Source organism: Glycomyces sp. NRRL B-16210 (assembly GCF_000719515.1).
Classification (GTDB): Bacteria; Actinomycetota; Actinomycetes; order Mycobacteriales; family Micromonosporaceae; genus Glycomyces.
Genome location: NZ_JOGR01000004.1, coordinates 288,270 through 311,067 on the forward strand (window position 1 = coordinate 288,270; position 22,798 = coordinate 311,067).

The 22,798-nt window shown below is 73.1% G+C and carries 17 protein-coding genes and 1 pseudogene; 10 read left to right on the top strand and 8 right to left on the bottom strand.

What is annotated here, in order from left to right:
- The first annotated feature begins 197 nt into the window (after positions 1-197).
- The 6 genes from IF12_RS0107680 to IF12_RS0107705 all read left to right on the top strand — a co-directional run bounded on the left by IF12_RS0107680 (position 198) and on the right by IF12_RS0107705 (position 5,974).
- A complete protein-coding gene (locus IF12_RS0107680) occupies positions 198-632 on the top strand; it encodes a nucleoside 2-deoxyribosyltransferase (protein WP_197034639.1) in 435 nt (144 codons plus the stop codon).
- Positions 625-1,743 (top strand): thymidylate synthase, encoded by a 1,119-nt coding sequence (locus IF12_RS23875; RefSeq protein ID WP_051704096.1) that lies wholly within the window; start codon positions 625-627, stop codon positions 1,741-1,743. Before IF12_RS0107680 ends, IF12_RS23875 begins: the two co-directional genes overlap by 8 nt.
- Positions 1,744-1,777: 34 nt before the next feature.
- A complete protein-coding gene (locus IF12_RS0107690; RefSeq protein WP_051704097.1) occupies positions 1,778-3,028 on the top strand; it encodes an MFS transporter in 1,251 nt (416 codons plus the stop codon).
- 54 nt (positions 3,029-3,082) lie between these two features.
- Positions 3,083-4,315, top strand: a complete 1,233-nt coding sequence (locus IF12_RS0107695; RefSeq protein WP_030156484.1) for an ATP-grasp domain-containing protein — start codon at positions 3,083-3,085, stop codon at positions 4,313-4,315.
- On the top strand, positions 4,312-5,565 hold the full coding sequence (locus tag IF12_RS0107700) for an acetyl-CoA carboxylase biotin carboxylase subunit family protein (RefSeq protein WP_051704099.1): 1,254 nt from the start codon (positions 4,312-4,314) through the stop codon (positions 5,563-5,565). The genes IF12_RS0107695 and IF12_RS0107700 overlap by 4 nt, the downstream gene beginning before the upstream one ends.
- 94 nt (positions 5,566-5,659) lie before the next feature.
- Positions 5,660-5,974, top strand: coding sequence for a hypothetical protein (locus tag IF12_RS0107705; RefSeq protein WP_197034640.1), 315 nt, complete (start codon positions 5,660-5,662; stop codon positions 5,972-5,974).
- Between the two features lie 4 nt (positions 5,975-5,978).
- Here the strand turns inward: IF12_RS0107705 and IF12_RS0107710 are convergent, their stop codons facing one another.
- Both IF12_RS0107710 and IF12_RS22780 read right to left on the bottom strand, forming a co-directional pair.
- Positions 5,979-6,758, bottom strand: a complete 780-nt coding sequence (locus IF12_RS0107710; RefSeq protein WP_030156491.1) for a bifunctional 2-polyprenyl-6-hydroxyphenol methylase/3-demethylubiquinol 3-O-methyltransferase UbiG — start codon at positions 6,756-6,758, stop codon at positions 5,979-5,981.
- A gap of 69 nt (positions 6,759-6,827) precedes the next feature.
- Positions 6,828-9,263 (bottom strand): S8 family serine peptidase, encoded by a 2,436-nt coding sequence (locus IF12_RS22780; RefSeq protein ID WP_035748601.1) that lies wholly within the window; start codon positions 9,261-9,263, stop codon positions 6,828-6,830.
- Positions 9,264-9,505: 242 nt separating this feature from the next.
- Here IF12_RS22780 and IF12_RS0107720 point away from each other — a divergent pair, with 242 nt between their 5' ends.
- Positions 9,506-10,162 (top strand): hypothetical protein, encoded by a 657-nt coding sequence (locus IF12_RS0107720; RefSeq protein ID WP_030156495.1) that lies wholly within the window; start codon positions 9,506-9,508, stop codon positions 10,160-10,162.
- Positions 10,163-10,202: 40 nt separating this feature from the next.
- On the opposite strand, the gene IF12_RS0107725 is transcribed toward IF12_RS0107720, so the two are convergent.
- Positions 10,203-11,729 (bottom strand): MFS transporter, encoded by a 1,527-nt coding sequence (locus IF12_RS0107725; protein WP_051704100.1) that lies wholly within the window; start codon positions 11,727-11,729, stop codon positions 10,203-10,205.
- 107 nt (positions 11,730-11,836) lie between these two features.
- On the opposite strand from IF12_RS0107725, the gene IF12_RS0107730 reads away from it, so the two are divergent.
- On the top strand, positions 11,837-14,995 hold the full coding sequence (locus tag IF12_RS0107730) for a BTAD domain-containing putative transcriptional regulator (protein WP_051704101.1): 3,159 nt from the start codon (positions 11,837-11,839) through the stop codon (positions 14,993-14,995).
- Positions 14,996-14,998: 3 nt separating this feature from the next.
- Here IF12_RS0107730 and IF12_RS0107735 read toward each other — a convergent pair whose 3' ends face one another.
- Positions 14,999-16,210 carry an MFS transporter gene (locus IF12_RS0107735; protein WP_030156502.1) on the bottom strand — a complete coding sequence of 404 codons (1,212 nt, stop codon included), beginning with the start codon at positions 16,208-16,210 and terminating at the stop codon, positions 14,999-15,001.
- Between the two features lie 65 nt (positions 16,211-16,275).
- Between IF12_RS0107735 and IF12_RS27155 the strand changes: the two are divergent.
- Positions 16,276-16,629: pseudogene (locus IF12_RS27155) on the top strand (MerR family transcriptional regulator); the annotation flags it as partial.
- Between the two features lie 134 nt (positions 16,630-16,763).
- Positions 16,764-17,585: an NAD(P)H-binding protein gene (locus tag IF12_RS24795; protein WP_081913380.1), complete on the top strand. Its 822-nt coding sequence runs from the start codon at positions 16,764-16,766 to the stop codon at positions 17,583-17,585.
- Between the two features lie 1,119 nt (positions 17,586-18,704).
- On the opposite strand, the gene IF12_RS0107755 is transcribed toward IF12_RS24795, so the two are convergent.
- From IF12_RS0107755 to IF12_RS0107770, 4 genes are all read right to left on the bottom strand, one after another.
- Positions 18,705-20,213 carry a M48 family metalloprotease gene (locus tag IF12_RS0107755; protein ID WP_133884302.1) on the bottom strand — a complete coding sequence of 503 codons (1,509 nt, stop codon included), beginning with the start codon at positions 20,211-20,213 and terminating at the stop codon, positions 18,705-18,707.
- Positions 20,214-20,265: 52 nt separating this feature from the next.
- Entirely contained in the window at positions 20,266-20,763 is a 498-nt protein-coding gene (locus tag IF12_RS0107760) for an 8-oxo-dGTP diphosphatase (protein ID WP_030156514.1), read from the bottom strand.
- Positions 20,764-20,816: 53 nt separating this feature from the next.
- The gene (locus tag IF12_RS0107765) at positions 20,817-21,671 is read right to left on the bottom strand and encodes an NAD(P)H-binding protein (RefSeq protein ID WP_030156516.1); all 855 of its coding nucleotides are present in this window, start codon (positions 21,669-21,671) and stop codon (positions 20,817-20,819) included.
- Positions 21,672-21,780: 109 nt separating this feature from the next.
- Complete coding sequence (locus IF12_RS0107770) at positions 21,781-22,743, bottom strand: YafY family protein (protein WP_030156518.1); 963 nt, start codon at positions 22,741-22,743, stop codon at positions 21,781-21,783.
- Positions 22,744-22,798: the final 55 nt, after the last annotated feature.

Here is a 22,798-nt window from a genome sequence, read left to right on the forward strand (position 1 = left end):
GAACGCATAATTCACCGATGTTAAATGAAGACACGGAATTGCAACAGAGATCAGCGTCACAAAGCAGGTCGCTTGACTCTGAATTGCCACGGACACAGTATTGATTCGGCCAGTGAATGCCGATGTCCCACCCACTTCGGCTACTGGCTATTCACCGGGGAATCCACCTGTCTCCATGACCTACCTGGAGGATGTCCGTGCCGCTCACCGAACCCGTCTACTATTTCGCCGGATCCATTCGCGCCGGCCGTGACGACGTACCCCATTACAACCGGATCATCGCGCACCTCAAAAAGTCCGGACCGGTCCGGACCGAACACGTGGGCGACTACTCCCTCTCGCTCTCGGGCCAGACCCAATTCGACGACAAGTACATCCACGACCGCGACCTCGCATGGCTGCGCAGCGCGAACGTCGTGGTCGCCGAGACCACCCGGCCGAGCCTGGGCGTCGGCTACGAGCTGGCCATGGCCACGGTCTACCAGATCCCGATCTTCGCGCTCCACCGCTCCGAGGAGTCCTCGCTGTCGGCGATGATCGCGGGCTGCCGCAACGTGACCGTCATCGAATACACCGACCTCGACGACGCGCTCGCGCGCCTCGACCACCTCCTGGAGGGCATCAGTGGCTAGGAACCTCACCGACGCGCTGACCGGCGTGCTCGACGACGTGCTCGACCGCGGCGTCGAGGTCCACGCCCGCGGGCAGAACCAGCTCGAAGTCCGCGCGCACCTGCTCACCGTCGAGCGGCCCACCGAACGGGTCCTGGTCCTGCCGGCCCGGCGCAACAACATCTTCGCCCAGATCGCCGAGACCGTCTGGGTCCTGGCCGGACGCAGCGACATCGACTTCCTCGGCCGCTACCTGCCGCGCGCCGCGGAGTTCTCCGACGACGGCCTCACCTGGCGCGCCGGATACGGACCGCGACTGCGCGACTGGGGCCCGGGCACCGACCAGCTGGCCGGCGTCGTGCACCGACTGAAAGAGGACCCGAACTCCAAGCGCGCGGTCATGTCGATCTTCGACCCCGCCTCCGACTACGGCGACTCCAAAGACGTCCCGTGCAACAACTGGCTGCATTTCCTGCGCAGGGACGACTCGCTCAATCTCAGTGTCGCAGTGCGCGCGAACGACGCGATCTGGGGATTCAGCGGCATCAACTTCTTCGAATGGAGCGTGCTCCAGGAGATCGTCGCGGTGTCGGTCGGCGCGAGGCCCGGCGACCTCAACTGGTTCGTCGGATCGATGCACGTATATGAACGGCACTACGCCACGGCCGAGCGCATCCGCCGCAACAGCGCACCGGTGAGCCCGTATCACTACGGCGTCCCGAGCCTCGCCATCACCACTACAGTGGAGGAACTTGATCGGCAATTGGACTCGGTCCTGAAAGCCGAGCGACTCGCCCGCGACGGCGAGTACGTCCCCAGGGTCGCCGGACTCACCGACCCCTTCTTCGCCGCGTGCACCCGGATGCTCCAGATCTACAACATGGTCCGCAACGACGAGCCCGCCGACGCCGTGCTCGACGCTCTCGCGGGACTCCCGCCGAGCGACTTCCGCGTCGCGGCCATCGAGTACCTCGCGCGCAAGCGCGGCGCCGACTTCTCCTACGAGCTGCCGCTGCTCGCGCAGGAGCGGGCCTTCCTCGAACACCACTTCAAGGCCGAGGCGGCCCTCGCGAAGGACCGCGCGAACGACCCGGCGCCCGAGAAGGCCGCCGCGGTCGCCGAACCCGTCTGACCCCACCGCAACCGCAACCCACGGAAGGGAATCCATGTCCACGCCCGTCTCCGAGCGCAGACCGCCGTCCCTGGGCCGACGCCTCGGGCTGCCCGACACCGGCGGGCGCGGCAACTACGTCGCCTCCACCGTCATCGACAGCCTCGCCCACGGCCTGGTGTTCGCGTTCCTCCTGGTCTACTTCGACCGCGTCACCGACGTCGGCCTGGGGACGATCGGCCTCGCCCTGTCCGCCGGCAGGCTCGCGGCCCTCCCGGTCCCGGCCCTCATCGGCCCGCTCATGGACCGGTTCGGCTCCAAGACGATCGTGGTCGCCGGGAACGTCGCGTCGAGCGCGGGCATGGTCGTCTGCGCCGTCGCGGCGGACGCGTGGCACATCGCCCTCGCGCAACTGCTCGTCCAGACCGGGACCAACGCGTACTGGACCTGCTCGCGCGATCTGGTCGGCATCGCCTCCCGCGGCGAGCAGCGCTCGCGGTGGTTCGGATTGCAGAACGCCCTGCGCAACATCGGCGCCGGCTTCGGCGCGGCGGCCACGGCCGGCGCTCTGGCCGTGCTCGGCGACGGCGGCCTGCGCGGCGTGATCGTCGTCAGCGCGGTCTCGTTCCTCGTCGCCGGTGCGCTCCTGCTGGCGTGGCGCACCGGCGACGGGTCCGCTCCGGAGGCCGAGAGCGAGGACGGCGAGGAGGCGGCCCCGGAGGCGGTGTCCTATCTCGACGTGTTCCGCGACCGGCGCTACATGGCGCTGCTGGGGGTGAACTTCTCGTTCGTGCTGGCGGCCATGGTCCTGCCGCTCCTGATCGCCATCTGGACGATCGACCACGTGGGCGTCGGGGCCTGGTGGGCGGGCGCCCTGGTGGTGCTGAACACCGCGATCGTGGCGCTGCTGAGCACCGTGATCGTCAGCCGGACCGAGCACCGGCGCCCGCATCGGCTCGTGCAGTTCGCCTCGGCGCTCAACGCGGCCTCGTTCGCCCTGTTCGCGCTCGCGCTCGGGCTGCCGGAGGCGGCGGCGGTCGCGGCCCTGGTGGTCGCGATGCTCGTGTACACGCTCGGGGAGGTCGTGGGGACCCCCTACATCAACGAACTGACCGTCACCCTCGCCCCGGCCACGGGCGCGGGCCGGTACCACGCGGCGTTCCAGCTCTCGTGGAGCCTGGGCATGGCGACCGCGCCGGCGCTGTTCGCGGCGCTGATCACCTACGGCGCGCTGCTGCCGTGGCTGTTCCTGGGGGCGGTCTCCGTCCTCGTCATTCCGCTCGCGCGGCGCTTCGCCGCGCCCTGATCCTTCGAAGCGACACCCGTCTCCGCCCATCGGCGTCAAGAAAGGCACCCCAAGATGACGAAGCAGTCAGTGCTCCTCCTCGAAGCGTACGGAAACTCCGGTGAAGTCCTCGTCGACGCCATCCTGGCCGAAGGCTTCGGCGTGGTCGTGGCGACGCACCGCGCCCTGTTCGAGGGCTACTCCGAGCGCCTGCGCGGCAAGATCGACACCACGCTGTTCGTGGACTACGCCTCCGCGACGATCCGCGCCGACCTGGTCGACGCCGCCCGCCCGCACCCGATCGCGGGCGTGGTGACCGGCTGGGAGTTCTTCACGCCCCTCGCCGCGGAGGTCGCCGCCGACCTCGCACTGCCGGGCAACGACCCGGACCTGGGCCTGGCGGCGCGGCACAAGTGGCACATGGCGAAGGCGCTGCACGGGGCGGGCGTCAGCCACGCGGTGACCGTGCACGGCGCCGACCTCGACGCCCTGACCCGCCAGATCGAGTCGAACGGCCTCGACTACCCGGTGGTGGTCAAGCCCGTCGAGAACGCCGGCTCGATCGGGGTCCGCGTGGTCGAGGACCCGTTCGAGCTGCGGCCGGCGGTCGCCGAGGCCCAGAACTGGCCCCTGGAGTTCCCGCACGACGTCCCGCTCGACACCACCGTGATCGCCCAGTCCTATGTGGGCGGGCGGGAGTACTCGGTGGAGAGCCTGGCGTCGGACGGGGAGATCCGCCACGTCGCGGTCACCGAGAAGGCCACCACGCAGGGGGCGTTCCGCGCCGAGACCGGGCACACCGTGCCCGCCCCGCTGGAGGAGCCCGGTCGCGGGCGCATCCTGGAGGAGACCACGAAGGCGCTGCGGGCCTTGGGCTTTCGCAACGGCGCGGCGCACACCGAGGTCAAGCTCTGGAACGGCCGCCCGTGGATCATCGAGAGCGGCCTGCGACCGGCGGGCGACCACATCGTCAAGCTCGTCACGCTCGCCACCGGGACGGACTACCCGCGGGCCTACGTGCGGGCCGCGACCGGCGGCGGCCTGCCGGAAGTCGATGCCGCGCAGCGGCACGCGGGCGTGCGCTTCGTCTTCCCCGAACGCGCCGGGAAGGTGGCCGCCGTGCCCGCGTTCGAGGCGGGCGAGGGCGTCGTGGAGGGCGAGATCCTCGTGTCCGAGGGCGACGCGGTCGGCGGCGCGGCCGACAACATCTCGCGGCTCGCGTACGTGATCGCGACCGGGAGCGACCGCGCGGAGCTGGACGGGCGGCTCGACGCGGCCGTCAAGAGCGTCCAGGTCGACGTCGAATGAGCCGCGCGGTCGCCTTCGTCCGCTCGATCGAGGTCGCGCAGGCCGCGCCGTTCCTGGCGCAGAGCGTCGAGCGGCTCCGGTCCGAATCGGTCGAACCGCTGCTCTACTACACCGACGGCGCGTGCACTCCGGCCGACTTCCCCGGCCGCAGCCGCAAACTCGACGCGGACGTGAACGCCGCGGGGATCTGGGAGGCGCTCGCCGAGGACGCGGCGACGCTCGGCGCCTCCCTGTCGATCCCGGACGAGAACGCCGTCCGCGACGGCTTCGTCAAGGCCCGCATCGAGGCGAACGGCGGGCGGCTCGTCGCGTGCGACGCCGAGGTGGCCCAGACCTTCGCGAACAAGTGGGAGACCAAGCCGCTGCTGGGCGAGCACGGGTTCACCGTGCCGCCGGCGGTGTTCGTGGACGGCGACCTGCTCAACGGGCGCGGGCCGCACTACGTGGAGTACCACAGCGTCGTCCGCGACCAGGTCCGGCGGATCGGGTACCCGGTGCTGGTCAAGCCGCTGTGGGACTGCCTGGGCAACGGCGTCGCGTTCCTGGCCGACGACGAGGCGCTCCAGGCGTTCCTGGCCGCTCCCGCGCCCGGCAACGTCCTCGTCGAGCAGTGCGTCACCGGGACCCTGTGCTCGGTCGAGGTCCTGTCGGAGGGCGGCCGGGCCTTCATGCAGCCGATTGTGTGGAAGGGACCGGCGGGCGGGCCGCCTTCGTTCGCGTTCACGCAGGTCAGGCACACGGCCACGGCGCCGGATCTGCCCGGGCTGGCCGAGCTGCGGGCGGCGGTCGATTCCTTGTGCGCCGAACCGGGCGTCGAGGGCGCGGTCGAGTTCGAGTTCGTCTACGACGGGGCGTTCCACTGCATCGAGGTCAATCCGCGGGTGTCGGGCTCGACGGGCATCTCGATCGCGGCCTCGGGGGTGAACACCTACTACGAGCTGGCCCGCATGGCGCTCGGCACCTGGGCGCCCCCTGCGCCGGACCTCGCCGAACCCCGTGTCGCACTGCAATTCCCGGTGCGGACGCCCGAGGCGCCGGCCGAGCTGCCGGCGGGCGCGACCGTGCACCGGTGGAACACGTTCACGGTGGAAGGGCAGCGGTACCGCAACGCGCTGGTGTCGGTCCGCCGCTCCGCCTGGCGCGATTTCGAGCGCTGGAGCGCGGGAGCGGGGGTCGAGGGCGGCACGGTCGCCGCGGAGACGGCGGCCGCGATCACCGCCGTCGACCCGGCGGGCGAACTCGTTCCATAGTGGATTGAAAAGCACGGCGGGCGGCCGACGCATCGGACCTCTGAGCTGCGGACCGCGGCCCGGAGGCGGCCGCCCGCCGCTATGCTCGACCACCATGGAGGACGACCACCCGTTCGTGCGCGAGGTGTACCCCGAGCTCGTCGAGGAGCTCTCCCGGCTCCTGGAGGGCATCGGCGAGCGGTACCTCTCGGTCAGCGTGCGGCAGGCGCGGATGATCGCCCCCTGCGAGTGCGGCGACGGCTTCTGCCAGAGCATCCGCACCGCCGAGCACGAGCCCGGCGCCCCTTACGGTCCGGGCCACCGCAATGTCATGCTCGATCCCGAGGAAGGGATGCTCATCCTCGACGTGGTCGACGAGCGGATCGTGTACATCGAGGTCCTCTTCCGGGCCCCGATGAAGCGCCTCTGAGGGTTCAGGCCCCGTCGGTCCCGAGCACGGCGAGGTACTCGTGGCGCTCGCGCAGCAGCGCGGCGTTCCCGGCGTGGTCGGCGGCCGGGTCGAGCGGGTCGTCGCCGACGAGGAGCCCTTCGAGGGCCAGGCCGGTGCCTTCGAGCAGCAGGCGCAGGTCGGCGGGGCTGTAGCAGCGGATCCGCTGGGTGATCCGGCGGTCGGGTTCGGCGGTGTCCCACCAGGTGTCGACGGCGGTGGCGGTGACCGGGTCGTAGGCGGTCGACTGGCGCAGCTCGTGGTGGTAGCCGCGTTCGGGGTCGGCCTTCAGCAGTTCGAGGTCGCCGTCCCAGCCGGCCCAGACCAGCGGGTTGAACACGTCCACGAGGGCCGTGCCGCCCGGCGCGAGCCATGCGGCGATCCGCCGCAGTAGCCGCCGCTGGTCGGCGTCCGATCCGATGCCGAAGCCGTTCCAGTAGACGACCGCGTCGAAGGGGCCTTCGACCGCGGCGGTGTAGAAGTCGCCGTGGACGATCCGCATCCGCTCGGGCCCGAAGCGCTCGGCGTGGGCGAGGGCCCGCTCGGCGCGGGAGGAGAGTTCGACGCCGACGACCTCGTGCCCGGCCTCGGCGAAGGCCGCGGCCGTGTTCCCGTAGCCGCAGCCGAGTTCGAGCACGCGCTTGGGCTCGGGGCCGCAGACGCGGTGCAGCCCTGCGACTCTGCCCCTGTCGCGGTCGCCGACGCCCGATTCGGCCTCGACCCACCAGCCGCCGGTGCGGCTGTAGAACTCCTCGGCCCATTCCATGTCGCGAGCGTAGGAGCCGCGGGCGCGCACCGCAATCGCTTAACAGCCGGCTTCCGCCGAGGGCGCTCTTCAGTCGGCCGGGCGCATCGCGGCGATCGGGCCGTCCGCCAGGCCCTCGGCCATCGCGTTCGACACCGCCAGCGCGAAGTCCTGGCGCAGGTCCCCGGTCGGGGCCGCCCCCGGCGAGTGCTCGGTGACCGAGACGCCGCGCACCCGGATGGTGTAGACCCCGTCCTGCGGTGCGTCGACGGTGATCTGCTGGACGTTGTTGGACACGCGGGTGTAGGGGCCCGCGTCCCAGTTCACGATGGTGCCGTCGGGCGTCTCCAGTTGGAGGTACAGCTGGTTGACCAGGCCGCCGAGGCCTTCGAGCGAGGGCGCGTCGGTCCACGCCAGCGTGAGCTTCAGCGGCTCGTCGGGGTCGGCGGCCTCGACGCGGTAGGTGCGGATCTCGCCGGTGGCGACCGCGTCCTCGGGCGCGTCGGCGTACCGGGTGCGCTGCGCCGGTTCGGAGCCGATCGCGCGGGCCACGTCCACGCGGCCGAAGCCGCTGACGTTGTTGGGGCCGGGCGGGACCTCGCCCTCGTACTGGCCGGCGATCGCGACCGCGCCGTTGACCAGGAGCGCTTTGAGGAGCGCGCCGGAGGGGCGGCGTCCGTCCTCCTTGTGGCCGTGTGCGAGGAGGTGCTGGCGGACCAGGGCCGCGGCGCCGGCGACGAGCGGGGTGGCCATGCTCGTGCCGCCGCTCCAGCAGTAGCGCTCGCGCAGCGGGTGGCCGTCTGGCAGGCGGCCCCACAGGGGTTCGCCGTCGCCGTCGTAGGCCGAGGACAGGAGTGAGAGGACGTTGGTGCCGGGGGCGACCACGTCGGGTTTGAGGCGCAGGTCGTCGGTGGGTCCGCGGGAGGAGAACGCGGCCATGCCCTCGGGGTCGTCCGAGACGTGCCCGGCGTCGCCGAGCTTGGGGTAGGCCGACCACTGGCTCCAGTCGCGGTCCAGGCCCGGCGCGGGCTCGGACCCGCTGGGGCGGTCGTTCTCGGTGGCGCCCACGGTGAGGCAGTTCTTGGCGGTGCCGGGCGAGCCCATGGAGTCGGGGTCGATCTGGCCGTCGGCGTCGGCGTCCTCGCCGTCGTTCCCGGCCGCGAAGAGCACGAGCATGTCCGGGTGGTGCCAGGTGAACTCGTCCACGGACCGGGCGTTCTGGCTGTACTCCCCCGCGAGGGGCGCGCCCCAGGAGTTGGTGTGGACGCGGGCGCCGGCGGCGTAGGCCTCGGCGAAGAGCGCGCTGATGTCGCCGGGGATGCCGTAGAGGCCCGAGGCGGGCGGGGGCCAGGGGAAGGTGAACGGTTGGAGGCCGGCGGCCGCGAGTTCGGCGCGGGTCTTCCAGCGCACGCGTTGCGAAATGGCCTGGAAGAACACCTGGGCTTCGGGCGCGACTCCGGCGGGTACGGTTCCGGCGCCCGCGTGGCGGGCGGCGGCGCCGGAGCCGAGGACCGAGCCGGTGACGTGGGTGCCGTGCCCGGATTCGACGTCGGCGGGGCCGTCGTCGTGCGCGGGCGGGTCGTTGGTGAAGGGCGCCAGGACGTCCCGGGTCGGCCAGGAGGAGATCCCGGCGATGCGGCCGCGCACGTCGGGGTGGATGGTGTCGGGGTCGCCGCTGTCGAGCCCGGAGTCGGCGACGGCGACGATCTGGCCGGTGCCGGTCAGGGCGGTCGCGGCGAACCGGTGGTCGGCGGGCACGCCCATGATGGCGCTCGCGCGGTCGTTGCTGGTCTGGGAGAACGCGTACGGCACGATCGCCTGGATGCCCTGGAGGTCGGCGAGTTCGGCGATGAAGGAGCGCGGGACGCTGGCGACGAGGGACTTGGGGAGGTTGGTGAGGACCATGCCGCGGGCGGCCTCGATGCGTTGCACGAGGGCGGCGGTGTCCTCGCCGGGGAAGACGGCGATCTCGACCATCTGGAGGCCGTCGTCGGCGAACGCGTCGGCGTCGACGGCCGCGAGCGAGGCGGCGTCGAGGTCGCGGGGGCGGGCGGGCTGGAACTTCGGCGAGACCTTCATGGCCGGGCGGTAGGGGGTGACCTCTTCGACGCGCGGGAGGGCGCGGACGGCCTCGACGCGTTCGGGGAGGAGTCCGATGAGGAGGGTGAAGCCCGAGAGGCTGCCGTGGATCTCGGCGCCGGCGTCGGTGAGTTCGGCGAGCCACGGCGCGGCGGGCGGGCCGACGAGCTTCACGAGGTAGTAGGCGGTGCGGCCGGGTTCGGGGGCGAGTTCGACCGATTCCTGCGCGGAGACGGCGGAGGCGAACGCGAAGGTCGCCCCGGCGGTCCGGACGGGCTGCTCGGGGAGCGGGGCGGTCTCCAGGCCGCGCTCGGCGAGGGCGCGGGTCTGGCCGGCGGTGCCGGAGACCAGGAGCGTGTCGGGGTACTCGGCGAGGACTTCGACGCCGGATTCGCCGACCGCCGCGCGGTCTTCGGCGCCCCGCAGGGTCACGAGGAGTTTGGACATTGCAGCCTTCTTCCACAAAGGTGGCCGTCCTGTAAGGGCGGTGGAGGACGACCCTCAGCTCAGGCTACGCGGGAATCGCGGCGCGCACGGTACACCGAGTCACGGGTCTGCGACACGATCGGGTGGATTCGCGGCGGCCTTTCCGGCGAAACGGGCGAATCGGCGGCCGATTCGGCGGCGGCCCGCGGACATTGGCACGGTTCCGGTACCCGTCCACGGTGGAAGATGAGCAGACTGTCCTCATGGAGTTCACCGATGCGATGTTCGCGAGCCCGCCCGTGGCGCGCCTGGTCCTCGTCCTCGCCGCCTACGGCGCGGCCGTCTTCGCGCTGACCGCGAAGCGCGTCGCGGCCGGCGCGATCGGGTGGGCGGTGGTGTACGCGTGCTGGCTCGTCGCGGTCTGCGTCGGCGGGAACTTCTGGGAGTCCGGTTTCGCCGCGGCGGTCGCGTGCGCGCACCTGGCGCTCCCGCCGCTGGCGCTCGTGGCGGCCTCCTGGCGGCTGGAGCGCGGGCGCGGCGACGCGATCGCGGCCGAGATCGGGCTGCTCGTCGGCACGGCCGTCGCGACGTGGATCGTGATGTTCTCCTTCTCCTACGACTCGAGCGCGGACGGGGTGCCGGTCGCGAACACGGTCTGGTTCGCCTTCCTCGCCGCGGTGTTCGTCGCCTCGGCGTTCCCGGTGCCGACGCGGCGGATCGCCTACGGCGCGGCGGCGCTCGCCTCCGCGATCGTAGCGGTCTTCGGAGAGGTGCTGCTGTGGTCGGAGACCGGGCAGCACCCCGACGTCCCCTTCAACGACGACCTGCTCGTGGCGGCCGTGTTCGTCGGCATCCCCCTGATCGGCACGCTGGCGCAGATCGCCTGGTGCGCAAGGCGGCCCAAGACTTCGAGAGAGTAGTGCCTGAAGCGGCGCCTCCTGCGAGGCGCCGCTTCGGGTCCTACTGGCCGAGCGGGCGCAGCCGCCGCAGCGCGAACACCGTGATCGCCAGCGCCGCCACCAAGACGCCGATCGCCGCCGCGGCGCCGAGGTTCACCGCGTCGGTGAACGCCGCCCGGCCCGCCTCCACCAGCGCCGCGGCTTCGGCGGCGGGCAGGTGCTCGGCGCTCGCGAGCGCCGCCGGGAGGTTGTCGCGGGCCGCCTCGGGCACGCCCGCCGCGAGCGGCACCTCCGCCATCCGTCCGGTGTAGACGGCAGTGGACACCGCGCCGACCACCGCGATGCTCAGTGCCGAGCCGAGTTCGGAGGCGGTCTCCGACAGCGACGCCGCCGAGGAGGCCCGCTCCTTCGGGGCGGAGCCGACCACGAGGTCGGTGCCGAGGACGGCCGCGGGCATCAGGCCGATGTACAGCAGGACCACGCCGACGATGAGCGTCGCGACGCCGCCGGAGGCCTCCAGTTGCGTGAACACGACCATTCCGGCGATCGAGAACACGATGCCGACGCCGATGACGAGCGCGGGGCGGATGCGGCTCGCCAGGGCGGGGGCGAGCACCGAGGCGACGATGCTGGCGGCCACGCCCGGGAGCATCAGCAGGCCCGTCTCCAATGGGGAGCGGTCCTTGACCATCTGGGAGAACTGCACGAAGAGCATGAACACGCCGCCGATGGAGAGCATGGCCAGCAGCAGCACGCCGAGCGCGGCGGCGAAGCCGGGGCTGCGGAACAGGCGCAGGTCCACCAGCGGGTCGGGCAGGCGGCGCTGGCGGCGCAGGAACCAGGCGCCGAAGGCGACTCCCGCGATGAAGGTCCCCACGGTGACCGCGCTGAGGCCGTCTTTGGCGAACTCCTTGAGCGCGTAGACGCCCAGGAGCATCATGGCGAGCGACTGGAAGACGCTGAGCAGGTCGATGCGCCCGGCCGAGCGCTCGCGGTGCTCGGGCAGCAGCACCGGTCCGGCGATGAGCAGCAGCGCCATGACGGGCACGCCCAGCAGGAACACCGATCCCCACCAGAACCGCTCGAGCATGAGGCCGCCGACGATCGGGCCGATCGCGCTGCCGATGATGAACGCGAGCATCCACATGCCAATGGCCATCGACCGCTGCTTCGCGTCGGCGAACATGTTGCCGATGAGCCCGAGGGTCGAGGGCATGAGGGTCGCCCCGGCGATCCCGAGGAGCGCCCGGGCGGCGATGAGCAGTTCGGCGGTGGGCGCGTAGGCGGCGAGCACCGAGGCCGCGCCGAATGCGGCGGCGCCGATGAGCAGCAGGCGCCTGCGGCCGATCCGGTCGCCGAGCGTGCCCATGGTCATGAGGAATCCGGCGACCATGAAGCCGTAGATGTCGAGCACCCACAGCAGTTGCGTGCTCCCGGTCCCCAGGTCGGCGCTGAGCGCGGGTGCGGCCAGGTGCAGCACGTTCAGGTCGAGGGCGAGCAGCAGCACCGGCAGCGCCAGCACCGCCAGTCCGGTCCACTCCTTCGCTCCGGCCCGCGCCGGGGGCGTGTCCACTTCTGTGGCGGTCATCGAGTCCTCCTCGTCGTTTCCCTTGCTGGAGCAAGGGTCCGGGTGGCGCTCACGGTTCGCTCACGGAAAACTTTCGGTCTTCGCCCCTCCCCCGTTAGAGTTGAGCGGTGCGCTTCGGGATTCTCGGGCCGCTCGAGGTGCGAGCCGCCTCCGGTGAGCCGCTGCCGGTGCCCGAGCGGAAGGTCCGGGCGCTGCTCGCGCGCCTGCTGACCGAACCGGGCCGTGCCGTGCCGGTGGGCCGGCTCGTCGACGACCTGTGGGGCGATCGCCCGCCCGCGGAGGCGAAGGCGGCGCTCCAGACGAAGGTCTCGCAGCTGCGGCGCGTGCTCGCGGGCGGCGAGGCGCGGATCGAGCGGCTCGACGACAGCTACCGGCTCGCGGTCGCGGCCGACGCGATCGACGCCGAGGTGTTCGAGTCGCTGGTGCGCGAGGCGTCCCGGAGCGGGGCGGCCGAGCGGGCGAACCTGCTGGAGTCGGCCCTGGCGCTGTGGCGCGGTGCGGCGCTCGCGGAGTACGACGCGCTCGCCTCGACGGCCGCTCGACTGGAGGGGCTGCGGCTGACGGCCCTCGAAGACCTGCTCAGGGCCCGGATCGAACTGGGGCGCTACGACAGTGTGCTGGCCGAGTCGGCGGGGCTGATCGAGCGGCACCCGCTGCGCGAGGGGCTCTGGTGGGTCCACATGCGGGCGCTGTACTGCTCGGGCCGCCACAGTGAAGCGCTCGACGCCTATCGTGAACTGCGCGAACGGCTCTCGTCGCAGCTCGGGACCGAGCCGGGCCGGGAGGCGCAGGAGCTGCACCGGGCGATGCTCCGGCACGACCCGGCGCTGGCCCCGCCGCCCGAGACCGCGCCGGGGAACCTGCCCGCGCAGTTGACGGCGCTCATCGGCCGCGACGGCGACCTCCAACGGCTCCAAGGGTTCCTGGAGGGCTCGCGGCTGGTGACGCTGACGGGCCCCGGCGGGGTCGGCAAGACCCGGCTCGCCTCCGGCGCCGCGGCAGCGGCGGCGGCCCCCGACGGGGTCTGGCTGATCGAACTGGCCTGCTACGAGGATTCGGCGAACGCCGAGGAGATCGCCGCGGGCATCGCCGAGACCATGGGCCTGGTCGGCGCCGGGCGCCGCGTGGACGCCGCCGACCCGTTCGCGCTCCTGCGTTCGGCGCTGGACCGGAAGCGGACGCTGGTGGTCATGGACAACTGCGAGCACCTCATCGGCGCCGCCGCCGAGCTGTGCGCGCGCCTGCTCGCCGAGGCGCCCGCCGCCCGCGTCCTCGCCACCAGCCGCGAGCCGCTGCGCATCCCCGGCGAACGGGTCGTGCCGGTCGAGCCGCTCGACGCCGACAGCGCCGTGCGGCTCTTCGTCGCCCGCGCGGGCGACGCGCAGCCCGGGTTCGCGGTCACCGAGGCGAACGCGGCGGCCGTGGCCGCCGTCTGCGCCCGGCTCGACGGCCTGCCGCTGGCGCTCGAACTCGCGGCCACCCGCGTGCCCTCGCTCGGCATCGAGGCGCTCGCCCGGCAGATCACCGACCTCGTGCTCGGGGTCGAGGCCCGGGGCCTGCACGAGCGCCAGCGCACCCTGCGGGCCGTCATCGACTGGAGCTGGCGGCTGCTGGGCCCGGCCGAGCAGCTCGTGCTCAGGCGCCTGTCGGTCCCCGCCTCCGCCGCGCTCGACACGGTGCAGGCGCTGTGCGCCGGGGACCTGACCGAGACCGAGACGACGACGGCGCTGGCGAACCTCGTCGACCGCTCGCTGGCCCAGGTCGCGGGCGAGTCGGAGCGCCGGTACCGGTTGCTGGACACCGTGGCGGCCTACGGCCGCGAGCGGCTGCGCGAGGCGGGCGAGCACGGGCGCGTCGCCGATCTGCACGGGCGCCACTTCACCGAGCTCGCCGAGCGCTCCGCGACGGCCCTGCGCGGGAGGGAGCAGCGCCGGTGGCTCAAGCGGCTCGACGCCGACACCGCGAACCTCCACGCCGCGCTCGACGCCGCCGTGCGCCTCGGCGAGGCCGAGCGGGCGCTGCGGCTCGCGGTGGGCCTCGTCTGGTTCCGGTTCCTGCGCGGGGGCGTCCGCGAGGGCACGCGGTCGCTCCAGGCGGCCCTCGCCGTCGAGGGCGCGGCCCCGGCCGAGCTGATCGGCAGGGCCCGGTTCTGGCTGTCGTGCTTCGAGACGATGACCACCAGCGCGACCGGGCACGACCTCGCCGAGGCGCCCGGGCACATCGCGGCCTTCGCCGACCCCGGGGACCGCGCCCGCGCCCAGTTGTTCCTCGCGCTCACCCAGATCGGCGTCAGCGAGAACCGCGAGGCCGAGGGCTTCGCCGAGGAGAGCGCGGCGTACTTCGCGGCCGAGGGCGACCGGTGGGGCGGGGCGGCGGCCGACAGCGCCAAGGCCTGGTTCGCGCTCCTGCGCGGCGAGCTGGACCTGGCCTGGGAGCTGGCCTCCCGCGGCCGGGCCGCGTTCCGGGCGCTGGGCGACGGCTGGGGCGAGCTCCAGGCCCTCGAGTGCCTCGCCGTCCACGCCGAGGGCACCGGCGACTACGACCTGGCGCGGCGGATCAACCTGGAGGGCCTCGCGATCACCGAAGACCTGGAGCTGCGCATGGAGGAGTCCTACCGGCTCTCGCGCCTGGGCCGCGTCGAGATGCTCCGCGGCGAGTTCGACCTGTCGCGGACCCTCCACCGGCGCGCGCTCGCGATGGCCGTCGAGCATTCGGTGGGCTTCTGCGAGATGTTCGCCGCGACCGGTCTGATGCTGCTGGAGCGGCGCAGCGGCCGCCTCGACGAGGCCGAGCGGATCGCCCGCGAATGGCTCGCGTGGGTGTCCGGGCCGCCCGCGCTCAGGGACGCCCAGGCGATGCTCTTGGGCGAACTCGGCTTCATCGCCGAGCAGCGCGGTGACGGCGAGGAGGCGCTGCGCCTGCACCGGGAGGCGCTCGCGGTCCTGGCGGGCGGGGAGTTCGGCGACCGCACGGCCGCCCCCGGCGCCGAGGGCGTGGCCGGGGCCTGGTCGCTGCTGGAGGCGCCCGAGGCCGCCGCGGTCCTCCTGGGAGGCGCGGCGGCGCTGCGCGAGCGGGCCGGGGCGCCGCTGCCGGACGGCGAGCGGTTCGACGTGGACCGCGTCGAGGCGCGGATCGTCGCATCGATCGGCCCCGCGGCGTTCGCCGAGGCGTTCGACCGCGGCCGAAAGATCGGGACCGAGGGCGTCCTGGCCATGGCCGCGAAGGAGCCCGGCAGGCCGGTCGGCCCGCAGCGGACGCCGGCCTGACGGTCAGTCGGTCCCGTAGACGCGGGGGAAGGCGCGGTGGCGCGCCGCGGCCACGATGAGCAGCACCGGGACGCTGAGGATCACGACGCTCCACGGCAGCGCGATCGGGCCGCGGTGCGCCAGCAGGATCCCGCCGACCGCGCCGCCGGCGGCCGTGGCGAGGTTCCACAGTGTCACGACGACGGCCTGCACGTTGTCGGCGGCCTTGCGCCCGGCGAGCCCGGCCGCGGTCTGGAGCAGCGTCGGCACGCCGCCGTGCCCCAGGCCCCACACCCCGATCGCGACGTAGACCAGCGCGGGGCTCTCGGCGAGCACCGCCAGGCCCGCGGTGGCGAGGGCGACCAGGACGGCCGCGCCGATCGTCAGGTGCCGCAGCCGCCGGTCGATGCGGGCCCCGACGATCCCGATGCCGAGGATCGAGGCGAGCCCGAAGACGAGCAGGGCCTTGTCGATGTCCCCGCCCATGCCGAAGCGTTCGAGGTAGGTCGCGATGTAGGTGTAGAGCACGTTGTAGGCGACGACGTAGAGGACGATGACGGCCATGATCGCGGGCACGCCCGGGAGGGCGACCGCGCGCAGGACCGGGACGCGGTGCTCGGGGCGCTGTCCGGGGAAGTCGGGGACGATGAGGGCGATCCAGACGATCGCGGCGACCGCGAGGGCGGACATGAGGCCGAAGGCCTCCCGCCAGCCGACCGCGCCGCCGATGAAGGCGCCCACGGGCACGCCGAGCGCGAGGGCGAGCGGGATGCCGGCCATGACGATGGCGATCGCTTTGCCCTGCAACGCGGGCGGGGCCATGCGCCGGGCGTAGCCGACCATGAGTGCCCAGGAGAGCCCGGCGGCCATGCCCGCGACGAACCGCGCGGCCATCGTCAGCGCGTAGTCGGCGGAGACCGCGGTGACGGTGTTGGCGACGACGAAGCCGCCCATGGCGAGCAGCAGGACCGGTCTGCGGTTCCACCCGGCGGTGAGGGTCGCCAGCGGGATCACGGTGAGGGCGGTGCCGACGGCGTAGACGGTCACCGCCTGGCCCATGGCCGATTCGCTGACGTCAAGGGAGGCGCGCATCCCCGGGAGGAGCCCGGCCGGGAGGGCCTCGGTGATGACGGTGATGACCACGGCGGTGGCCAGCGCCAGCAGCCCTGGCACGGGCAGGCGGTCGGGTGCGGCCGCGGGGGTGTCCGCGGTGTCCCGCGTCGTCGTTTCGCTCATGTGCAGTAGTGTCGAACCTTGACACTAATGTCAAGGTCCACGATTTTCGGGGTGAGGTGGCCCACATGAGGATCGGCGAGTTGGCGGAGCGCACGGGCGTCTCGCCGCGGCTGCTGCGCTACTACGAGGCGGGCGGGCTCATCGCCGCCGAGCGCTCCCCGAACGGCTACCGGGACTTCGGCGAGCACAACGTGGCGCGGGTCGGGCAGATCCGGGGCCTCTTGGACGCCGGTATCCCGGTGAAGATCATCAGGCAGATCCTGCCGTGCCTGGGCGGGCCCGCGGACATCTACTTCCCCGATCCCGAACCGGAGATGCTGGCCCTGCTCGAGGAGCAACGCGACCGCATGACCCGCAAGGCCGAGTGCGTGCTGAAGAACCGCGACGCGATCGCCGAGTACCTCGACCGGGTGCGCAGCGGCGCGGCGGACGAGCCCGGCCGGGTCTTAGGACTTGCGGCCGAAGGGAACCGCGACCGCGGTCGGATGCCCGGTCGCTGCGGCGCCGATAGCGTCGGGCGTAGTCGGACCCCCCAGCGAAGCGAGGAGCGGCGATGTCCATTCTGGTCACCGGTGCCACGGGCAATGTCGGCCGCCACGTCGTCGCGGGCCTCGCCGGGGCCGGCCGCCGGGTCCGCGCGTTCACGCGGCGCCCGGGCGCCCGGTTCCCCGGCGGCGTCGAGGTCGCGGTCGGCGACCTGGCCGATCCGGCGGGTTTCGGCGCCGCCCTCGACGGGGTCACCGCGGTGCACCTCATCGCCGCCCAGGGCAGCGGGTTCGCGACCGTGCCGCTCGAAGCGCCCGAGGAGCTGGTCGCGCTCGCCGTCGAGGCGGGGGTGCGGCGGGTGACGGTGCTGTGGAACGGGCAGCCGGGCCCGGTCGAGGCGGCCGTGGAGCGCAGCGGTCTGGAGTGGACGCACCTGCGGCCGGGCGGGTTCATGTCGAACGATCTGGGCTGGGCCGAGGCGGTTCGGTCCGAGGGCGTCGTGCGCGAGCCGTTCCCCGAGGCGGCGCATCGCCTCGTCGACGAGGCCGACATCGCGGCGGTGGCCGTCGCCGCGCTCACCGAGGACGGCCACGTCGGCCGGACGTACGCGCTCACCGGCGCCGAGGCGCTGACCGTTCCCGAGCGGGTCGCGGCGCTCGCGCGGGCGAGCGGCCGCGCGATCCGCTACGAGGAGCTGAGCCGGGCCGCCGCCCGCGAGCGCATGATCGGGGCGGGCCTGGACGCCGACAGCGCCGACTTCTTCCTGGACTGGCACGCCGGGTCGCAAGCGGAGGAGCCGGCCGAGGCGGCCGACATCGCGGCGATCACCGGCCGCCCGGCCGGGACGTACGCGCGGTGGGCGAAGCGCCAGGCGCCGCTGTTCTCCTGAGCTAGGGCGTGTTTGGGAATCCCCGGTGAGTCGGTATCCGAGTCCATTTGTTCGCTCGCGAGGCGGAAGGCCTTCCCGATACCGGTGTTGTATCGGGAAGACGCGTCGGTGCCCAGCTGCGCGAACAGCGGCACGGCCTCGGCGCCGCGGCCGGCGCTCACCAGGGCGTGCGCCGCCCACCGCCGGTCGCCGCCGGCGTCGACGCCGCCTCCGGCAGGCGTGGCCAGGCGGGCGAGGACCGCGTCGATCGCGCGGTGGACTCGGGGGTCCCTCCAGATCTTCTCGTCGTGGTCCTCGTAGCCGAACGCGGCCTGGAGCACCAGGAACGCGAGCGAGGGCGAGGCGGCGGCGCGTTCGGCGAACGCGAACACCTGGTCGTAGCCGCCAGGCCCTTCGGGGGTCATGTACATGAGGGCGAACTCGTGTCCGGTGCGGTGCAGCGGGTCGCGGGCCTGGAGTTCGCGCCAGACGGCGCCGAACGCGTTGCCGTCGTAGCCGCGCCCGCGCGAGAGGATGATGAGCGTCGACCACGGGGTCGGGTCCTCGGGCGCGAGTTCGGCCGCGCGGTGCGCGGCGGCCTCGGAGCGCTGCACGGTCTGGTAGAACGCCTCGTGCTGCTGGGGCGCGGTCGCCTCGGGCGGCTGGTTGCCGCGCAGTTTCCATGCGAGCCAGAACAGGCCGTGGGCGTCGACGGCCGCGAGGTCGCGGTGCTCTCCGGCGGCGGCGCGCCACGCCTGGATCCAGGTGGCGTCGTCGGCGGCGGCCTCGCCGAGGGCGTGGACGGCGGCCGATCGCATCGCCCAGTCGCCGTAGCTGCGGCCGAGCAGGTCGGCGGCGGGCCGCCAGTCGCCGGCGCGCGCGGCGTCCACGGCCGCGGCGATCACCGGGACGGGTCGGCTCAGGTCGGTGCTCAGCGCGGCCTTGGGCGGCAGGCCCCAGCGGGTGACGTCGACGGGAGGGATGTCGGGCAGGCCGGGGATGATCTCGGCCGGGTTGACGTTGGGGTCGACCTGCGCGATCAAAGCGATCAGGTCACCGTGGGGTGCGACTTCCAGGTATTGCGTCACCGACAGGCCCCGGCCCTTGGCCTCCTTGCGGAGGGCCTTGAGGACGCGGGTCTTAGTCGCCAGGAGCAGTGCCACGGGGTACTCGCCTTTCGAGAGATCGGCTCGCCGACTCGAGGAGTGCGCGCAGGGGCGCGGTGTCCGGCCGTTCGGAGACCGCGGCGTCGACCAGCTCCGGCAGTGACTGCCGGTACCGCTCGTCGAGTTGGGCGGTGCCGACCGACGGCCACGATTCGCGCCAGTGTACAGCGCCACTACCGGTAAGGGTTTCGACCACTGCCCCGTAAAGTCCTTTCTGCACCCGCAGCCGGGTCCGTTCCAGGCGCACCCGCGGAGGGTCGGCCGCGCCGATCCCGTCGCCTAGTCCCGCACCGAGGTCGGCGAGGAGGCCCGCGTCGAGGGCGTCGAGCACCGCTTCGGGCGAGGGCGCCCGCCCGGTGAGGCGGGCGGCGGCGGCCGGCACGCGCTCGGCGTCGTCCCGCAGCGCGGCGAGGTCGCCGACGCGGGCGAGGGTCGGCCAGTCGACGCGGCGCATCTCGCGCGCCTGCGGCGGCAGGGCCTCCAGTACCGCCGCGTCGAGCAGCGCGGCCGGATCGCGCAGGAGGTCGAGCGCGTCCCCGGTCGGCACGGGCACGGTCGCGGCGGCGTTCAGGGCGGTGACGGCCGCGATCCGCTCGCCCATGGGCGGGTGCGTGTCGTACGGGTCCGCTTGCGGGTGTTCGTAATCTTGTTCACCGAGTGCGGCGCGGTAGGCGCGGTAGCCGTAGAAGACGTCGGCCGGGAGGTGCCCGGCGTCCCAGGCGTGGACGAGGTGGTCGCCGGTGAACACCGCCCAGGACCGGGTGATCGGCGCCAGCTCGCCGAAGGCCGCGGCGGTGTCGGCCGAGCCGACCGCCGAGGCCGCCGCCTCGTCGGCGGCGAGTTCCTGGCGCCTGCTGAGCCGGGCGGAGGAGCGCAGCACGAGGGCGCCGTAGCGGCGCAGCAGGAAGTGCAGGGCGCGTTGGAGCAGGTCGTGGCGGTTCATCGCGGTCATGGTGCGGGCGAAGGCGAGTCGGCTGCGGTAGGCGATGGCGGAGAGGCGGGTGTCGCGGTTGCCGTAGTGCGCGAGCTCGTGGGTGATCACGGCCGCGAGCCGGGGCGCGCTCAGTGAGGCGATGAGCGGGGCGCCGAGGTACATGCGCCGCCGGGTGGCGATGAGGCCGAGCAGCCGGGTGTCCTCGGAGACGGCGGCGTTGGCCTCGGCGGTCACGCGGATCTCGTCGGGCGGCGCGGTGCCCGCGGCCTGCGCGAGGGTGCGGACCAGGGCCCACAGTTCGGGCTGCTCGCGTTCGGGCACCGGCACGCCGCGGATCGGGCCGCCGCGCTCGGCGACGAGGAGCCACAGGCCGCGGCCGAGCACCAGGACCGTCGGAAGCACCCCGATCGCGATCTTGGCGGCGTCCCAGGGGGAGACGGTGAACGCGTAGGCGTTGAAGGCGACCAGGGCGCCGATGACGGCGACCATCGCGGCCGGCACGGCGCCGATCAGCAGGAGCTGCGACAACTGGCGCGGCAGCGGTGTCACGAGCGGTCCCCTTCGACGCCGGGGCGATCACCGATCGCCGATGGTCGCCACCCTACCGAGCGTCGGCCACGGCGACCACCCGGCGCTCGGCGACGGTCTCGCAGTCGTCGGCGAACACGAACTCCGCGCGAATCCGCTGCCCGGCCAGGACCTGGGGAAGCCAGTACCGGTTGTCGTCCCACATGTCCCGGCCCGGCAGGTCGTCGATCGGATACCAGCGCGGGGCGAGTTCCGCGGTCTCGCGCGCCTCGCCGGTGAACCGATCGGCGACGAACACGGCCACCTGCATGTCCCAGGCGGGTTTCGCCGGGAACCGGAACGTCACGCTCGCGGCCTCGCGGAGGTCGCCGACGTTCACGACGAGGCCCGACTCCTCGGCGGTCTCGCGGGCCGCGGCCTGGGCCGCGGTCTCGCCGGGTTCGACGTGTCCGCCGGGGCCGACGATCTTGCCGGTACCGAAGCCGGTCTTCTTGCGCCCGAGCAGGACCTCTCGGTTCCCATCGGGGGCGGGGCGGGTCAGGAAGCACAGGCACACGGGTGTCGAGGTCACACGGCATTGTCACACGGCGTTCTCGCGGGAGGCCCGTTCGGCACCGGGCGTCGCTAGTCGGCCCAGGCGCCTTCAGTGGCGGCGCGGGCGGCCCAGTCGGCGAAGGCGACCGGTTCGCGGCCGAGGACGCGGGAGACCCCGTCGGCCGGGTCGGCGATCTTGCCTTCGCGCATGACCTGGTACATCACGTTGAGGAACGCGACGAGCGGTTCGGGCAGGTCTGCGGACCGCAGGGCGGCGTCGTGCTCCTCGGGGGTCTCGGACCGGAATTCGATGGTGGTCCCGGAGGCCTTGGCGATGAGCGCGACGGCCTCGGCGAAGGTGAGCGACTCGGGTCCGCTCAGCTGGTAGATCCGGCCGTGGTGGCCGTCCTCGGTGAGGACGGCGGCGGCGACGGCGGCGATGTCCTCGACGTCGATGAACGGTTCGGAGGTGCCTTCGAGCGGCAGTGCGAGTTCGCCGGCGCGGAGCGCCTCGTGGTACTCGCCTTCGCTGAAGTTCTGGTTGAAGTTGTTGGGTTGCAGGACGGTCCATTCGAGACCGGAGTTCTGGACCGCGACCTGCGCGGCGTACATGCCGATCGCGTCGGGGCCGACGCCGGCCGCTTCGGCGAGGACGTGGATGTTCCGGCCGGACTGGGCGACGAGGCGGCGCACGCCCGCGTTCGCGGCCGCGGCGGCGAATGCGGCGGCGGGGAAGGGCTCGTCGGGCGGGATGAGGTAGGCGGCGGCGACGCCGTCGAGGGCCGGGGCCCAGGTCGCGTCGTCGTGCCAGTCGAACGGGAGGGCGGTGCCGCGCGAGACGGCGCGGACGTCGTGCCCGGCTTCGGTCAGGCGGGAGACGAGGCGGCGCCCGACCTTGCCGGTGCCGCCGGTGACGAGGATGGTGTATGCGGTGTCGTTGCTCATGCACCCCAGTCAAGTCGGGAAGGGGAGGAAAGCCCATCGTCACGACGCCACAATGAATGCGAGATCGTCTACGGGCGACAGATCGTCTCCGCGCTCGCAGGAGACGCCGCTAATCCGATTCCGGTCCGGCCGCATCCACGTATCGCTTTGCGAGGGTGCGCAGGTGGGCCTTCAGCTCCTCCGGATGCTCCACCGTGAACGGCAGGTGCAGCGACCCGAGGTAGCTCGCCAGGTCCGGGATCGAGTCCGTGCCCGTCTCCAGCACGCACTCGCCCTCCCCCGCCGCCTCCACAAGGCCGCTGCCCGGCGGCAGCACCTCGGCCACCGCCTCCGCCGAGGCGTGCAGCCGAATCCGGGCCCGGTGCCGCCACGCCGTCTGCCCCAGGCCCCGCAGCACGTGGTCCACCGCCTCCTCCGGCGGCTCCTTCGGCGCGAACCGCGGCCCGTTCGGCGTCCGCGGCCGCACCCGGTCGGCCCGGAAGGTCCGCCAGTCCCCTCGGTCCACGTCCCACGCCAGCAGGTACCAGCGCCGACCCGTGTAGACCAGCCGGTGCGGCTCGGCCCGCCGCCGCGTCGCCTCCCCCGCCCGGTCCACGTAGTCGAACCGCAACTGCTCGTGCCGGTGCGCCGCCTCGGCGATCTGCGTCAGCGTCGCCGCATCCACGGTCGGCCCCGCGGCCGCCGCCGAGACCGTCGCCGACCGCAGCACGTCGATGCGCCGGCGCAGCCGCGAGGGCATCGTCTGCTCCAGCTTCGTCAACGCCCGCAGCGAGGTCTCCTCGATCCCCGACACCGAACCCGACGCCGCGGCCCGCAGGCCCACCGCCACCGCGACCGCCTCCTCGTCGTCCAGCAGCAGCGGCGGCATCGCGTTCCCCGCCTCCAGCCGGTAGCCGCCGGCGCTGCCGGTCGTGGACCGCACCCGGTACCCGAGCCGCCGCAGCCGGTCGATGTCGCTGCGCACCGTCCGCGTCGTCACCTCCAGGCGCTCGGCCAGCGCCGCGCCGGTCCACTCCCGCTGAGCCTGGAGCAGTGAGAGCACGCGCAGCAGCCGCGCGGAAGTCGCCAACATTCCCCGATTCTCCCACGCATTGCGGAAGCTCATCTTCCGCAATCGGTCCTACCTT

Excerpts from the sequence above, each read along its gene's own strand:
- IF12_RS0107690 (WP_051704097.1), top strand. The coding sequence starts at position 1,778 with ATGTCCACGCCCGTCTCCGAGCGCAGACCGCCGTCCCTGGGCCGACGC.
- IF12_RS0107695 (WP_030156484.1), top strand. The coding sequence starts at position 3,083 with ATGACGAAGCAGTCAGTGCTCCTCCTCGAAGCGTACGGAAACTCCGGT.
- IF12_RS0107700 (WP_051704099.1), top strand. The coding sequence starts at position 4,312 with ATGAGCCGCGCGGTCGCCTTCGTCCGCTCGATCGAGGTCGCGCAGGCC.
- IF12_RS0107705 (WP_197034640.1), top strand. The coding sequence starts at position 5,660 with ATGGAGGACGACCACCCGTTCGTGCGCGAGGTGTACCCCGAGCTCGTC.
- IF12_RS0107710 (WP_030156491.1), bottom strand. The coding sequence starts at position 6,758 with ATGGAATGGGCCGAGGAGTTCTACAGCCGCACCGGCGGCTGGTGGGTC.
- IF12_RS22780 (WP_035748601.1), bottom strand. The coding sequence starts at position 9,263 with ATGTCCAAACTCCTCGTGACCCTGCGGGGCGCCGAAGACCGCGCGGCG.
- IF12_RS0107720 (WP_030156495.1), top strand. The coding sequence starts at position 9,506 with ATGGAGTTCACCGATGCGATGTTCGCGAGCCCGCCCGTGGCGCGCCTG.
- IF12_RS0107725 (WP_051704100.1), bottom strand. The coding sequence starts at position 11,729 with ATGACCGCCACAGAAGTGGACACGCCCCCGGCGCGGGCCGGAGCGAAG.
- IF12_RS0107735 (WP_030156502.1), bottom strand. The coding sequence starts at position 16,210 with ATGAGCGAAACGACGACGCGGGACACCGCGGACACCCCCGCGGCCGCA.
- IF12_RS24795 (WP_081913380.1), top strand. The coding sequence starts at position 16,764 with ATGTCCATTCTGGTCACCGGTGCCACGGGCAATGTCGGCCGCCACGTC.
- IF12_RS0107765 (WP_030156516.1), bottom strand. The coding sequence starts at position 21,671 with ATGAGCAACGACACCGCATACACCATCCTCGTCACCGGCGGCACCGGC.
- IF12_RS0107770 (WP_030156518.1), bottom strand. The coding sequence starts at position 22,743 with ATGTTGGCGACTTCCGCGCGGCTGCTGCGCGTGCTCTCACTGCTCCAG.